This is a genomic window from Streptomyces sp. KPB2, assembly GCF_003950055.1.
Classification (GTDB): domain Bacteria; phylum Actinomycetota; class Actinomycetes; order Streptomycetales; family Streptomycetaceae; genus Streptomyces; species Streptomyces salinarius.
In genome coordinates this window covers 5,468,535-5,482,720 of record NZ_CP034353.1, presented here as the reverse complement: position 1 = coordinate 5,482,720, position 14,186 = coordinate 5,468,535, and the positions used below count along the sequence as shown (strand labels likewise).

Sequence of the window (14,186 nt, the reverse complement as noted above, 5' to 3'; positions counted from 1 at the left end):
CGGTAAACGCAGCGGGCAGGCCCAGGGTTCCGCGAGAACCCCGAACCTGCCCGCACCGGACCCGTAGGGGACGCCCGGGCCCCCGGTCACCGGCTACGCCGGCACGATGTTCACCAGCTTCGGCGCCCGCACGATCACCTTCCGGATCCCGGCCCCGCCCAGTGCGGCCACGACCTTCTCGTCGGCCAGCGCGGCCTTCTCCAGGTCGTCGTCGGAGATGGAGGGGGCGACCTCCAGCCGTGCCTTGACCTTGCCCTTGATCTGGACGACGCAGGTCACGGTCTCGTCGACGACGTAGGCCGGGTCGGCGACCGGGAAGTCCTCGTGGACCACCGAGGTCTCGTGCCCCAGCTTGCGCCACAGCTCCTCGGCGACGTGCGGGGCCAGCGGCGCGACCAGCAGCACCAGGCGCTCGGCGACCGACCGCGGGACCGGGCCCCCGGCCTTGGTCAGGTGGTTGTTCAGCTCGGTGACCTTGGCGATGGCGGTGTTGAACCGCATGCCCTCCAGGTCCTGCCGCACGCCGTCGACGGCCTTGTGCAGGGCGCGCAGGGTGTCGGCGTCGATGTCGGCCTCCGCGACGTCGACCACGGACAGCTCGCCGGTGTTCTCGTCGACGACGTTGCGCCACAGCCGCTGCAGCAGCCGGAACTGGCCGACCACCGCGCGCGTGTCCCACGGCCGGGAGACGTCCAGGGGGCCCATCGCCATCTCGTACAGGCGCAGCGTGTCGGCGCCGTACTCGGCGCAGATCTCGTCGGGGGTGACCGCGTTCTTCAGGGACTTGCCCATCTTGCCCAGCAGCCGGGAGACCTTCTCGCCCTGGTAGTAGTAGGCGCCGTCGCGCTCCTCCACCTCGGCGGCCGGTACGGCGATGCCGCGGCTGTCCCGGTAGACGTAGGCCTGGATCATGCCCTGGTTGAACAGCTTGTGGAACGGCTCGGCCGAGGAGACGTGCCCCAGGTCGAACAGGACCTTGGACCAGAAGCGCGCGTACAGCAGGTGCAGCACGGCGTGCTCGGCGCCGCCGACGTACAGGTCGACGCCGCCGTGCGGCAGGCCCTCGCGCGGGCCCATCCAGTACTGCTCGATCTCGGGGTCGACCAGCCGCTCGCTGTTGTGCGGGTCCAGGTAGCGCAGCTCGTACCAGCAGGAGCCGGCCCAGTTGGGCATGGTGTTGGTCTCGCGGCGGTACTTCTTCGGCCCGTCGCCCAGGTCCAGGGTGACGTTGACCCAGTCCGCGTTGCGGGACAGCGGGGTCTCGGGCCGCGTGTCGGCGTCGTCGGGGTCGAAGGTGCGCGGGGAGTAGTCCTCGACCTCGGGCAGCTCCAGCGGCAGCATCGACGCGGGCAGGGGGTGGGCGATGCCGTCCTCGTCGTAGACGATCGGGAAGGGCTCGCCCCAGTAGCGCTGGCGGCTGAACAGCCAGTCGCGCAGGCGGAAGTTGACGGTGCCCTCACCGGCGCCGGTCCGCTCCAGCCACTCGGTGATGCGCTCCTTGGCCTCGACGACGGGCAGGCCGTCCAGGCTGACCGCGTCGTTGGCCGAGTTCATGATCTTGGCGTCGTAGGAGGCGAAGGCGTCTTCCCACGTCGACGTGTCCGTGCCGCGGCCGTCGGTCGGTTCGACGATGCAGCGGATGGGCAGCTCGAAGGCGCGGGCGAACTCGAAGTCGCGCTGGTCGCCCGCCGGGACGGCCATGATGGCGCCGGTGCCGTAGCCCATCAGGACGTAGTCGGCGATGAAGACCGGGACCCGCTCGCCGTTGACCGGGTTGGTGGCGTACGCGCCGATGAAGACGCCGGTCTTGTCCTTGGCCTCGGCCTGCCGCTCCACGTCGGACTTCGAGGCGGCCTGCGCGCGGTACGCGGCGACGGCCTCGGCCGGGGTGGCGTGGCCGCCGGTCCACGCGTCGCGGGTGCCCTCGGGCCAGGTGTCCGGGGTGAACTTCTCGACCAGCGGGTGCTCGGGCGCCAGCACCATGTAGGTCGCGCCGAACAGGGTGTCGGGGCGGGTGGTGAAGACGGTGATGCGCTCGCCGTCGATGGGGAAGTCGACGCGGGCGCCCTCGGAGCGGCCGATCCAGTTGCGCTGCTGCAGCTTGATCGCCTCGGGCCAGTCCATCTGGTCCAGGTCGTCCAGCAGCCGGTCCGCGTAGGCCGTGATGCGCATGTTCCACTGGCGCAGCTTGGACTTGAAGACGGGGAAGTTGCCGCGCTCGGAGCGGCCGTCGGCGGTGACCTCCTCGTTGGCCAGCACGGTGCCCAGCCCGGGGCACCAGTTGACCGGCGCGTCGGAGGCGTAGGCCAGGCGGTACTCGCCCAGGACGTCGGCGCGTTCGGCCTCGGTCAGCGCGCTCCAGGTGCGCCCGCCGGGCACCGCCCGCTCACCGGCCTCGAACTGCGCGACCAGCTCGGCGATCGGGCGGGCCTTCTTCGCCTCGTCGTCGTACCAGGAGTCGAAGATCTGCAGGAAGATCCACTGGGTCCACTTGTAGTACTCGGGGTCGATCGTGGCGAACGACCTGCGCTTGTCGTGGCCCAGGCCCAGCCGGCGCAGCTGGGACTTCATGTTCTCCATGTTGGCCTCGGTCGACACGCGCGGGTGCGTGCCGGTCTGCACGGCGTACTGCTCGGCGGGCAGGCCGAAGGCGTCGAAGCCCAGGGTGTGCAGGACGTTGTGGCCGGTCATCCGCTGGAAGCGGGCGAAGACGTCGGTCGCGATGTACCCCAGGGGGTGGCCGACGTGCAGGCCCGCACCGGACGGGTACGGGAACATGTCCATGATGAACTTCTTGGGCCTGGCGACCAGCTCGGGGTCGCCCGCCAGGTCGCCCTTGGGGTTCGGTGCGGCGTACGTGCCCTCGGCGTCCCAGAAGTCCTGCCAGCGTGCCTCGATCTCGGCGGCCATGGCGGCCGTGTAGCGGTGCGGCGCGGCGTCCGCCGACACAGGGGCGGTCGCCGCGGGGTTCGTCTCGCTCATGATCCTCAAAGCTCCATCGATCGTCTCTGCCAGCGGCTGCGACCTTCATGACCAGCGGCTGCGAAGGCCGGGAAATGAAAAATCCCCTCGCACAGGAGGGGACGCCGCGCCGATTCCGGCCACCGGACTTCGACCGGGGTCGGGACTGATCAGCGCGGCTCGCTAAGCAGAAGGCGTACGGCACGCATGGCGTCAGGGTACCGCAGTCGCGGCGCGGGCCGCGACGCGCTTCCGGCCCACGTGCCGCGACCGGAATCCGGTGCCCGGAATCCGGAAAACGGAGCCCGACCTGAACCAAGGTCAAAGGTTACTTCGCGTAACGACCGCTAAGGGACACCAGCACGAGCGCGCGGTCATTTGATAACAACGCAATAACTCAAACCACCTACCCACGGGTATGGCGCCACTTAGAGTGCGGCAGCGGGACCGCTTTCCCGAACCGCTCCGGAGTTGCCCCCATGAACCCTCCCCCGATCCGCCCGCGCGACACCAGTTCGCGGCCTCCCCTCACGTCCCTGACGTGGGGAGGCCGGCCGTGGTGACGAACGACAGCACGGTGGACGACACGTTCGCCCAGTTCCTCAACTTCGGCGCCGGCGTCCTCTCCCTCGTCTTCCTCAGCTGCTCGGTGATCTGGGGCCTGCTCGCCCAGGACCGGATCGTCCTCGACACCCGGCAGCGGATCCTGGCCCAGGCGGTGCACCGGACCACCGCCGTCGCCTCGGTCGTGTTCCTTCTGGTGCACATCGTGGTCAAACTCGTCCTCGACCACACCACCTGGGTCGCCGCGGTCCTCCCCTTCGGCCTCCTGGCCACGGACGACGAGGCGTTCGGCGGCCGGGCCGTCCTCATCGGCTTCGGCACCCTGGCCAGCATGCTCATGATCTTCGTGGGGGTCACCGGAGCCCTGCGCAACCGCTTCGCGTCCCCGGCCCCCGTGGCGGCCCGCTGGCGGGCGATGCACATGCTGGCCTACCCGGCCTGGTGCCTGGCCCTGCTGCACGGGCTCTACGCGGGTCGAGCGGCGAAACCGGTCTTCATGGTCCTGTACGCCCTGTCCGTGGTCGGCGTCATGGCGGCCCTGGCGCTGCGCGCGGCGCCCCGCCCGGTCAGGCGCAAGGTCGCCGACCGGATCGCCGGCCTCCTCGGGACCGGAGGGCGGCCCGCCCGCGAGGAGCGCGAGGAGGAGAGCCGGCCGAGGGACGCCGCCGCCCTGCCGGGCTACGGGCGCGCCGGGGCGTCCCGGTCACGCGGCGCGGCCCCGTCCGCCCCGCTGTACGAGTCCGCGGAGCGCCTCACTCCGCCGGAGCCCGCGGGCGGCTTCGCGGCGGCCTACCGCGCGGTGTCCGCGCCCTCGGGCGCGCGCCGGCCGCCGCTGACGGCCGACCCGGCCGCGTCCGCCGCCCCGCTGCCGTCCGACCTGCGGCCCACCGAGGCGATGCCCGTCGTGGACGGCGGCGGCAGCACCTCGGGCAGCTGGCCCATACCGTCGCCGCCCCCGGTCGGCGAGGCGCCCGCGTCGCACTACGACCCGCTCAACGACACGGGACACACCATCCCGGTCTACGGCGGTACGGACCCGGCGGCCCCCGGCGCGGACCACTCCGCGACGTACTCGCCGCCGTACGCCTCGGGCTACGGATCGAGTGACGTGTACGACACCCGTGAGACGAACGCGGTGTACGACACGTATTACCCGGACGACACGTACAACAGCGGTCCCACCCCTGAACCAACCCCCGGTGTGTCGCCGTCCCGCGACTTCGACGCACCGGGTTCCGGTGAACCTTGGAACACGCCTTCCGGAGGCTTGAAGTGAACGAGGCCCTGCCCGACGTCCCCGAGGTCCGCGTGGTCGGGCTTCCCCAGCTCACGTCGGGCTTCGACCTTGTCGAGCGGCTCGATCTGCCGATGCACCTCAAGGTGCACGGTCCGCTCGAACCGATGGGCGGGGAGCAGCTCGCGCAGCTCTCCGAACGCATCAACCTGAAGGGCCGCGGCGGCGCGGGCTTCCCCTTCCACAAGAAACTGCGCTCGGTCGCCGAGGCGGCGATCAAGCGCGGCGTACGCCCGGTCGTGGTCGTCAACGGCAGCGAGGACGAGCCGGCCTGCCGCAAGGACACGGTGCTGATCAACCGTGCCCCGCACCTGATCCTGGACGGCGCGCTGCTGTGCGCGGAGGCCATGGGCGCCCGCACGCTGGTCATCGGGGTCACCCGGGAGTCCACGCAGCGCTCCATGGAGGCCGCCCTGGCCGAGCGCGGGCTGAGCAACGGCCGCAGGTCCGCCCTCCGCGCGCGCGTGCAGCGCAATCCGGTGCGCATGGTCACCGGCGCCGCGGCCTCGCTGATCCGCTCCATCGACGGCGGCCCGGCGATCCCGCCCGGCCGCAAGGTGAGCGCCTCCCGCAGCGGCGTCGGCGGCGCGCCGACCCTGCTGTCCAACGCCGAGACCTTCGCCCAGCTGGCGATCGCCGCCCGCATCGGCCCGGACCGCTACGGCAACACCGGCCTGTACGACGAGCCGGGCACCGTGATGCTCACGGTCTCGGGCGCGGTGGCCCGCCCGATGGTGATCGAGGTCCCGACGGGTGTGCCGCTGCGCTACGTCCTGCAGCTGGCCGGCGCCCCGCCGGTGCCGCAGGGCGTGCTGACCGGCGGCTACCACGGCAAGTGGATCGACGCGGCGACCGTCGACGAGGCGATCGTCTCGCGCAACTCGCTGCAGCAGGTGGGCGGCTCGCTCGGGGCGGGCGCGATCCTGCCGATCAGTCAGGACACCTGTCCCCTGGGCGAGTCGCTGCGGGTGGCGCAGTGGCTGGCCGAGGAGAGCGCGGGCCAGTGCGGACCCTGCTACCTGGGGCTGCCGGCCGCCGCGCGGGGCCTGGAGGACATCCTGAACGGCGGCGGCCCGGCCGCCCTCGAGGCGGTCAAGCAGGTCGCGAAGAACGTGAAGCGGCGCGGCGCCTGCTCGCATCCGGACGGTTCGGCGATGTTCCTGGAGTCGACCGTCAAGGCGTTCACGGACGACCTGGCCGCCCATGTCCTCGGCAACGGCTGCGGACGGCCCGTGGAGGGTGTCCTGCCGCTCTTCGAGGGAGGCAGGGCCCCGACCGGCATCCCGGGCGGCGGCGGTGAGGAGAACGGCCCCAGCCGTCAGAAGATCTTCGTCGACTGGACGCTGTGCCGGGGCCACGGGCTGTGCGCGGACATCCTGCCGGAGGTCTTCCAGCTCGGCGCCGACGGCTTCCCGACCGTGGCGCAGGCCGAGGTGCCGCGTTTCGCGGAGGCCAAGGCGGTGCGCGCGGTGCGCCGCTGCCCGGCGCTGGCGCTGCGCATCGAGGAGGACACACGGGCGCAGCCGCCGTCCTCGCGCACCAACCTGCCGGTCCTGTCCCAGGGCCGCGGCCGCCGGGCGCTCGGCCGCTGAGGCGGGGAACGAGGAAACCCCCGGATCGAGGATCCGGGGGTTTCCTTGTGAAGTGTGGAGCTAAGGAGAATTGAACTCCTGACCTCCTGCATGCCATGCAGGCGCTCTACCAACTGAGCTATAGCCCCTTGTTTCGCTCCGCCCGGTTTCCCCGGCGGCGACGCCAACATTACACGGTCGACCGGGCACAACACCAAATCGTTTCCCGTTTGCCCGTTTTGCCCTCTTGCCGGCTCGGCGAGCCCGGCAGACGGCCGGCCGTCAGGCCGTCACGAACGAGTAGAAGCGCTTGAGAGTGCAGTGCTCCTCCAGGAGCCGGCCGTAGATCGGCTCGCCCTCGAGTTCGCGGTACGTCTCGATGGGGTCGCCCTTTATGATCAGCGCCCGCGCGCATTCCTCGCACCAGTACTGGTAGTCGGGGTTGAGCGGCTCCATGTCGCGCACGATGGGCGTGCCGCTGCCGCACCAGTCGCACTTCCGCCTGTGTGCACCCATCGTTCAGCTCCAGCTGTGGCCGCAGGCCGTGCACACGTAAGAGATTCCGCCGTTGTCGCCGAGGACTTGGGCCACGTGCCGGGAACCGCAGGAAGGGCAGCTGAGACGGGTGAGTGTGTTCCTCGCCACCGCTCCGCCGAGGAGGTGACCGACCTCCTCGAGGATGCTCCCAGGCATCGCCACTCCCTCCCGTCGGGCCGCGGTCCCCTTCCGGCCGTTTGATTCTGCCACGGCCGGGCCGACCCGGTCAGCGACGCCTCAGTACCGGTCCGGACACGGAGTCCCACCGACGTATACGCCTGTGGGACGCGTGTTGCTCAAGCGGGCGGAGACGAAAAATCCCGCCCCCCCGAAGGGGACGGGATTCGTCCGTGGGCTGTGGAGCTAAGGAGAATTGAACTCCTGACCTCCTGCATGCCATGCAGGCGCTCTACCAACTGAGCTATAGCCCCTGGTGCCACGCGACCGGGGCCGCATGGTCCTTCTCTTCGTCGCTCCGCTCGGCGGGGCGAACAAGAAGAACTTTAGCCTGCGACCTGCCGGAAAGTGAAATCCGGGTCCCTGGCCCACCGGCCAGGGCTCGGGCACCGGCTCAGACGTCGTCGCCGAGCACCGGTTCCGGCAGCGTGCCGGCGTTGTGCTCCAGCAGCCGCCAGCCGCGGGCGCCCTCGCCGAGGACGGACCAGCAGCAGTTGGTCAGGCCGCCCAGGCTCTCCCAGCTGTGCGGTTCGAGACCGAGCAGGCGGCCGATGGTGGTGCGGATCGTGCCGCCGTGGCTGACCACTACGAGGGTGCCGTCCTCGGGCAGCTTCTCGGCGTGCCGGAGCACCACGGGGGCGGCGCGGTCGGCGACCTCGGTCTCCAGCTCGCCGCCGCCGCGGCGCACGGGCTCGCCGCGCTTCCAGGCCGCGTACTCGTCGCCGTACCTGGCGATGATCTCCTCGTGGGTCAGCCCCTGCCAGACGCCCGCGTAGGTCTCCCGCAGGCCCTCCTCCAGGGTCACCTCGAGGCCGGTGAGCACCGACAGCTCGGCCGCCGTGGCGGCGGCGCGCGAGAGGTCGGAGGCGACGATCGCGTCGGGCCTCAGGTGCACGAGGAGCCCGGCCGCGCGGCGGGCCTGGGCGATGCCGGTCTCGGTCAGCTCGACGTCCGTGCTGCCCTGGAAGCGGCGCTCCACGTTCCACGCGGTCTGGCCGTGCCGCCACAGGATCACGCGCCGGCCGCGGCCCGGCTTCCCGGCCGTGACCTCGCCGGTGGCGCTCATCGCCAGTCCTCGTCGGAGTGCGTCGCCTCCTCGGCGGCCTGGAGCTTGGCGTGCTCCTCCGCCTTGCCGCGGGTCTCCTTGGCGTCGGCGGGCAGGTCCAGCTCGGGGCAGTCCTTCCACAGCCGCTCCAGGGCGTAGAAGACGCGCTCCTCGCTGTGCTGGACGTGGACGACGATGTCGACGTAGTCGAGCAGGACCCAGCGGGCCTCGCGGTCGCCCTCGCGGCGCACCGGCTTGGCGCCCAGCTCCTTGTTCAGCCGTTCCTCGATCTCGTCGACGATCGACTTGACCTGGCGGTCGTTGGGCGCGGAGGCCAGCAGGAAGGCGTCCGTGATCGACAGCACGTCGCTGACGTCGTAGGCGATGATGTCGTGCGCGAGCTTGTCGGCCGCCGCCTGCGCGGCGGCGTTGATGAGTTCGATGGAGCGGTCGGTCGCGGTCACTGCCTGGCTTTCGGGTCGGCGGTCGGTTGACCTCAAGGGTCTCACGACCGCCGACACGGGCCCACGCGAAAAAACCGTCCGCCCCGTCCGCCCCGCACGCCGCCCCTACGACGCCGGCTCGTAGTCCTGGCCGAGGACGACCGACACCCGCGCGTTCGCGGAGACCTTCCCCTTCGAGACGGAGTCGGTGGGCAGGCCCAGGGTCTTGGCGACCTGGACGGCGTTCTCCTTGTCGGCGGCGTCCGCGTAGACGACCTTCGAGGTGGCCTCGGTGCCGGAGGCGGTGCCGCCGGACACGAAGGTGAAGCCGCCGTTGAGGAGGACGACGCGCGCCTTGCCGGTGCGGTCCTCGTCGCCGGTGGCATTGCGGACCGAGACGCTGACCGCCGCGTCCTTGTCGGGGCTCTTGGCGGTGCCGCCGAGGACGTCCTTGACGATGCTGTCACTGGCCTCGGCGCTGAGCCGGCCGTCGTCCTGGACGGGCAGCAGCGCGGTCTTGAAGTCGCCGCCCTTGGCGCGGTCGGAGAGCCCGGCGAGGAAGGTGCCGAGGTCGCTCTCGGTCAGCGGCGGGTCGAGGATCAGCCCGAGGGTCTGGACGGTGGTCGTCGCGGCCTGCGGGTCGGAGGACATCTTGCGCAGGACGCCCTGCATGACCTGCCCGAAGCGCTGCAGCTGGGCGTTGGCCTCCTCGCCCTTGCCCCGGTAGGTGGCGTAGGCGACGGCCATCTTGCCGCTGAGGGTCTGGCCCTCGCCCTTGTGCACGAGGGTCGCGGCGCCCTTGTCCTTGGACTCGGGGTCGGGGACGTCGGCGTCGGTGTCGACCTCGATGTTGCCGACCAGGTCGACGAGGATCTGGAGGTAGGGCGTGTCCAGGCGCCAGGTGCCCTCGATGTCGGTGCCGAGGGCCGAGTCGAGGGAGGTCCTCGTCGCGTCGGGGCCCTCGTCGTCGACGGACTTGGCGAGCGTGGTGGTGCTGCCGTCGTCGCCGGTCAGGGCGAGCGCGTTGGGCACCAGCACGGCGGTGCCCTGCTTGGTGGTGGTGTTGTTCACGAGCAGCGCGGTGGAGGTGCCGCCGCCCTTGGTGTCGTGCAGGTGGACGGCGATCACGTCGCGCTTCTGGGCGCCCGCCGCCGTCGTGCCGCCGGTCTTGTCGTCGGAGGAGGACGTTCCGGGCAGCTTCCCGGCATACCAGAGGTAGCCGACGCCGCCGACCGCGACCAGTGCCAGGACGACGACCAGGGCGACGACACGCGTGCGTGCGCGCCGGCGGGCCTCCTCGCGGCGTTCGGTGCGGTTCTCCGTGAACTTCATCCAGTCGATGACGTCCTCGGAGTCGCCGGTCGGCTCCTCGACGAAGGCGAACTGCTCGGTGCGGTAGTCACCGCCGGCGGTGGAGGGCTCGTCGGGCTCCGTCCGCTCCCGCTGCTCGGGCGGGGCCGCCTGCTGCGGGATGTGGGCGGTCTGCTCGGCGACCCGCGGCTGCGGGCCGCTGCTCGCGGCCCGGCCGTAGGGGTCGTACGGCTGCTGCGGGGCCGGGCCGCCGCCGTGCGGGGCGCCGGGGTGGCCGCCGTAGGCGTCGTAGCCGGGCGCGGGCTGTTGCGGGGGCTGCCGGCCGGTGTCGTAGCCGCCCTGGGAGCCGTAGGGGTCGTAGGGCTGCTGGACGGGCGGCTGGGTGCCGGTGGCGTACGGGTCGTAGCCGTAGCCCTGCTGCTGCCCGTACTGCTGCTGTCCGTACGGGTCCTGCTGCCCGCCGTACTGGCCCTGCTGCCCGCCGCCGTACGGGTCGTACGGCTGCTGCCCGCCGGGCCGGCCCGGCGCCTGGCCCTGGGGGTGGCCCTGGGCCTGGCGGTACACGGGGCGGCCGTACTCGTCGTAGCCGACGAGTTCGTACTGGTCGTCGCCGTGTCCCGCGTCGTATCCGTCGTTCACCGGGGCCCCTCTCGGCTCACTCGCCGCGGTACAGGTGGCGTTTGTCGATATAGCGCACGACTCCGTCCGGCACCAGGTACCAGACGGGATCGCCCTGGGCGACTCGCGCGCGGCAGTCCGTGGAGGAGATGGCGAGGGCGGGCACCTCGACGAGCGAGACACCGCCCTTGGGCAGTCCGGCGTCCGTGAGGGTGTGTCCCGGCCGGGTGACGCCGATGAAGTGGGCTAGGGAGAACAGCTCCTCGCTGTCGCGCCAGGTGAGGATCTGGGCGAGGGCGTCGGCACCGGTGATGAAGAACAGGTCCGCGTCCGGGTTGAGGGCGCGCAGGTCGCGCAGGGTGTCGACGGTGTAGGTGGGGCCGCCGCGGTCGATGTCGATGCGGCTCACGGAGAACTGCGGGTTCTCGACGGTGGCGACGACCGTCATCAGATAGCGGTCCTCGGCCGCCGAGACCGCGCGGTGGCTCTTCTGCCACGGCTGTCCGGTCGGCACGAACACCACCTCGTCGAGCTGGAACTGCGCCGCGACCTCACTGGCGGCCACCAGGTGACCGTGGTGGATCGGGTCGAAGGTGCCGCCCATGACGCCCAGGCGTCGCTTGCCCGGCGGCGGTCCGTCGCCGGGACCGTTGACCGGGCCGGTGGCGCGGGCGGGCACCGCGTTCTGCGTGCCGCGCGCCGGCGCGTGCGCCGGGCCGGTAGGCGTGTCGTGCTCTCCCATGCGAGCAGACCCTACCGGCCCGTCCGGAACGACCCGGTCGCGCCCACTCGGCCGCGTGCTCAGCGGTCGCGGTTGAACCGGGTGGTGATCCACAGCAGGAGCAGCAGGATGATGAGCGCACCGAAGCCGGTGACGTAGGGGCTGAGGCTCTCGTGGTTGCCGCCGTGCTCCTCGCCGCCCTCTGCGGCGAGGGTGACGAACTGGGCGGCACTGAGGGGAAGGCTCATTGTCGACAGGACCTATCCGGTGTGGGCGGGACTAGACGTCCGCTCATCGTATGCGGGCGCCCCGCGGGCGATCACGCCGACTCCGCCGTTGGGGACGGGGCGACGACGGGCCGTGACGGGTCCGGGGAACCTTCGGATCTTCTCAGTCGTCCTTCTGCCTGTACCCCCGCAGCAGGAACCACGCGGTCAGCACACAGCCCACCACCATCACGATCAGGACGATCCGGAGCAGATTCCCCGGCCCCTGCTGCCCGGCGGCGGTCGCGGCCCCGGCGAGCCAGTCGGCGTGGGGGATGTGCTGCATGGTGTGGACTCCTTCGACGTACTGCCCGTCCACGGTATCTCCGCCTAGGCTGGGCCCGGCTCCGGGGGCGCAAAGGCCCGCACAAGGGTTCGTAAAGGCCAGACCTGCGTACAGGTCTCACACGTGCATGGGGGAAGAGATGTCCGACGGCCACGACAACGGGCACGAGAAGGTGCCGAGCAGGCAGCGCAGGCGCTTCCCCGGGATCTCCTCGCGCGCCTACGAGCATCCGGCCGACCGCAGCGCGCTGGTGGCGCTGCGCAAGCTGAGCGGCTTCGACACGGTCTTCAAGGCGCTCAGCGGCCTGCTGCCCGAGCGGAGTCTGAGGCTGCTGTTCCTGTCCGACTCGGTGCGCGTCTCGGACCGGCAGTTCGCCCATCTGAACGTCATGCTGCGCGACGCCTGCTACATCCTGGACCTGGAGAAGGTCCCCGCGATGTACGTCAAGCAGGACCCGGCTCCGAACGCGATGTGCATCGGCCTGGACGAGCCGATCATCGTCGTCACCACGGGCCTGGTGGAGCTGCTCGACGAGGAGGAGATGCGGGCGGTCGTCGGTCACGAGGTCGGCCACGCCCTGTCCGGGCACGCGGTCTACCGGACGATACTGCTCTTCCTGACCTCGCTGGCCGTCCGGGTCGCCTGGATCCCGCTGGGCAACGTGGCGATCATGGCGATCGTGACCGCGCTGCGCGAGTGGTTCCGCAAGTCGGAGCTGTCCGCCGACCGCGCGGGGCTGCTGGTCGGCCAGGACCTGCAGGCCTCCATGCGGGGCCTGATGAAGATCGCGGGCGGCAACCACCTGCACGAGATGAACGTGGACGCGTTCCTGGAGCAGGCCGACGAGTACGAGGCCAGCGGCGACCTGCGCGACTCCGTGCTGAAGATCCTCAACGTGCTGCCCCGCTCGCACCCGTTCACCACGGTCCGGGCCGCCGAGCTGAAGAAGTGGGCGGCGTCCCGGGAGTACCAGCGGACCATGGACGGCCACTACGCGCGGCGCGACGAGGACAAGGACGCCTCGGTGCGGGACTCCTTCCGCGAGTCGGCGTCCCACTACGCCACGCACGTGCGCAACTCCAAGGACCCGCTGATGAAGCTGGTCAACGACATCGCGGGCGGCGCCGGCGACCTCGGCGACCGGATGCGGCGCGGCTTCGGCGGCTTCGGGGGCTCCCAGCCGCGCCCGCCCAAGGACGGCGGTGGCCCGGCGGAGGGACCCGAGGGGACCGAGGGGCCAGAAGGGCCGGAGGGCGGTCCCGGGTCCGACGGCGAAGGGCCCCGGCCGCCGCGGGACGACGCCTGACGCCCCGCCCCGCTCACACCTTCGGCTGGGCGTCCTCGGCGAGGGTGCCGCACAGGGCGGTGGCGTTGTCCGAGGTGAACGGGTCGGTGCCGCGCGGGACGCCGTCCCCGGCCTGCTGGCCGGCGAGCAGCGGGCGGAGGTGGTTCGCCGAGTCCCCGGCGCAGGACAGCGGCCCGGCCTGGACGTAGGAGGCGACGAGCCGGGTCTGGTGGAGGCGCAGGTCGTCGCGGTCGAAGCGGAAGTGCAGCTCGCGCCGGACGGTGAACAGCGACTCCTCGGCCCGGGTGTCGCCGGCGGGCCGCAGCGCGTACACCATGGTGTGGTCGGCGGTGACGTCCAGGGTCGACGCGTCGCTCTCCACGACCCGCAGGCTGCCGTCCACCCGGATCTCGGGGTCGGCCAGCTCGGCCCGGGCGGGGTCGAAGCGGATCAGCCATCCGGTGGGCGCGTGCCGGCCGTCCGCGGCGGGACTCGTGAAGCTCTCGTCGAACTGCCGGAGCTGGTCCGGGTCCAGCAGCACCCGCACCGAGCGGACCTGGCCGCCGCCGAGCACGTCCGGGTCGAGCGCCGAGCGGACGATGTAGTTCTTGGCGGTGGTGAGCGCGTTCATCACCTGGTCCTCGGAGAAGTGCGCCGTGCGCCGGGCCCCCGGCAGCGGGACGCCCTCGGCGGCGGTCCTGAAGTGCGCGGCGGGGCTGTGCGCGAACAGCACCGCGGCGTCGTCGGCGCCGGGCACCCTCTCGCGCGGTGCGAGCGGGACGACGGTCATCCGCACCGGCTCGGCGGCCCGCTCCCCGGCGGGGCTCTGGTACGGGTGCCGTACGCCCATGTAGATGGCGGTGCCGAAGGCGACGGCGATCAGGACGACGAGGATCAGCGCCTGCCGGGACAGTCCGGCCCGGCGCAGCGGCGGGCGGCGGCGTACGGCGGGCGCGTGGTCGGTGATGCGCTCCTGGGCGGAGAACTCCTGGAGCCGGGCAGCGCGCACGAACGATTCGTCGAAGACGACGGATCGGTACTCGTCCTCTCCGCCTCCGGGGCCGCCCTCGGGCGTTCCTCCGGGCGGACCGCCAAGCCCTGCCATAC

The 14,186-nt window shown here is 71.7% G+C and carries 12 protein-coding genes and 2 tRNA genes; 3 read left to right on the top strand and 11 right to left on the bottom strand.

Features of this window, described 5'->3' with window-relative positions; all coding sequences use genetic code 11:
• Positions 1–93: 93 nt before the first annotated feature.
• Positions 94–2,982, bottom strand: a complete 2,889-nt coding sequence (leuS, locus tag D1J63_RS24650; RefSeq protein ID WP_125631712.1) for a leucine--tRNA ligase — start codon at positions 2,980–2,982, stop codon at positions 94–96.
• Between the two features lie 535 nt (positions 2,983–3,517).
• Here leuS and D1J63_RS24645 point away from each other — a divergent pair.
• Both D1J63_RS24645 and D1J63_RS24640 read left to right on the top strand, forming a co-directional pair.
• Positions 3,518–4,801 (top strand): ferric reductase-like transmembrane domain-containing protein, encoded by a 1,284-nt coding sequence (locus tag D1J63_RS24645; RefSeq protein ID WP_125631710.1) that lies wholly within the window; start codon positions 3,518–3,520, stop codon positions 4,799–4,801.
• Positions 4,798–6,411: an NADH-quinone oxidoreductase subunit NuoF family protein gene (locus D1J63_RS24640; RefSeq protein ID WP_164712956.1), complete on the top strand. Its 1,614-nt coding sequence runs from the start codon at positions 4,798–4,800 to the stop codon at positions 6,409–6,411. Before D1J63_RS24645 ends, D1J63_RS24640 begins: the two co-directional genes overlap by 4 nt.
• Before the next feature lie 55 nt (positions 6,412–6,466).
• Here D1J63_RS24640 and D1J63_RS24635 read toward each other — a convergent pair.
• The 9 genes from D1J63_RS24635 to D1J63_RS24590 form a co-directional block, all read right to left on the bottom strand.
• Positions 6,467–6,539, bottom strand: a tRNA-Ala gene (locus tag D1J63_RS24635).
• Between the two features lie 133 nt (positions 6,540–6,672).
• Positions 6,673–6,906: a hypothetical protein gene (locus tag D1J63_RS24630; protein WP_019523121.1), complete on the bottom strand. Its 234-nt coding sequence runs from the start codon at positions 6,904–6,906 to the stop codon at positions 6,673–6,675.
• 379 nt (positions 6,907–7,285) lie between these two features.
• A tRNA-Ala gene (locus D1J63_RS24620) sits at positions 7,286–7,358 on the bottom strand.
• A gap of 140 nt (positions 7,359–7,498) precedes the next feature.
• Positions 7,499–8,170, bottom strand: coding sequence for a histidine phosphatase family protein (locus D1J63_RS24615; RefSeq protein ID WP_125631708.1), 672 nt, complete (start codon positions 8,168–8,170; stop codon positions 7,499–7,501).
• Complete coding sequence (rsfS, locus tag D1J63_RS24610) at positions 8,167–8,613, bottom strand: ribosome silencing factor (RefSeq protein ID WP_061444800.1); 447 nt, start codon at positions 8,611–8,613, stop codon at positions 8,167–8,169. Before rsfS ends, D1J63_RS24615 begins: the two co-directional genes overlap by 4 nt.
• Positions 8,614–8,718: 105 nt before the next feature.
• Positions 8,719–10,542: an LCP family protein gene (locus D1J63_RS24605; protein ID WP_125631706.1), complete on the bottom strand. Its 1,824-nt coding sequence runs from the start codon at positions 10,540–10,542 to the stop codon at positions 8,719–8,721.
• 16 nt (positions 10,543–10,558) lie between these two features.
• Positions 10,559–11,263 (bottom strand): nicotinate-nucleotide adenylyltransferase, encoded by a 705-nt coding sequence (gene nadD, locus D1J63_RS24600; protein WP_125631704.1) that lies wholly within the window; start codon positions 11,261–11,263, stop codon positions 10,559–10,561.
• Positions 11,264–11,322: 59 nt separating this feature from the next.
• A complete protein-coding gene (locus D1J63_RS24595; protein WP_102928644.1) occupies positions 11,323–11,490 on the bottom strand; it encodes a hypothetical protein in 168 nt (55 codons plus the stop codon).
• Positions 11,491–11,632: 142 nt separating this feature from the next.
• Positions 11,633–11,794, bottom strand: a complete 162-nt coding sequence (locus D1J63_RS24590) for a hypothetical protein (RefSeq protein WP_164712955.1) — start codon at positions 11,792–11,794, stop codon at positions 11,633–11,635.
• A gap of 139 nt (positions 11,795–11,933) precedes the next feature.
• Here D1J63_RS24590 and D1J63_RS24585 point away from each other — a divergent pair, with 139 nt between their 5' ends.
• On the top strand, positions 11,934–13,100 hold the full coding sequence (locus D1J63_RS24585) for a M48 family metallopeptidase (protein WP_125635777.1): 1,167 nt from the start codon (positions 11,934–11,936) through the stop codon (positions 13,098–13,100).
• A gap of 13 nt (positions 13,101–13,113) precedes the next feature.
• Here the strand turns inward: D1J63_RS24585 and D1J63_RS24580 are convergent, their stop codons facing one another.
• Complete coding sequence (locus tag D1J63_RS24580) at positions 13,114–14,184, bottom strand: hypothetical protein (protein ID WP_125631700.1); 1,071 nt, start codon at positions 14,182–14,184, stop codon at positions 13,114–13,116.
• Between the last annotated feature and the right edge of the window lie 2 nt (positions 14,185–14,186).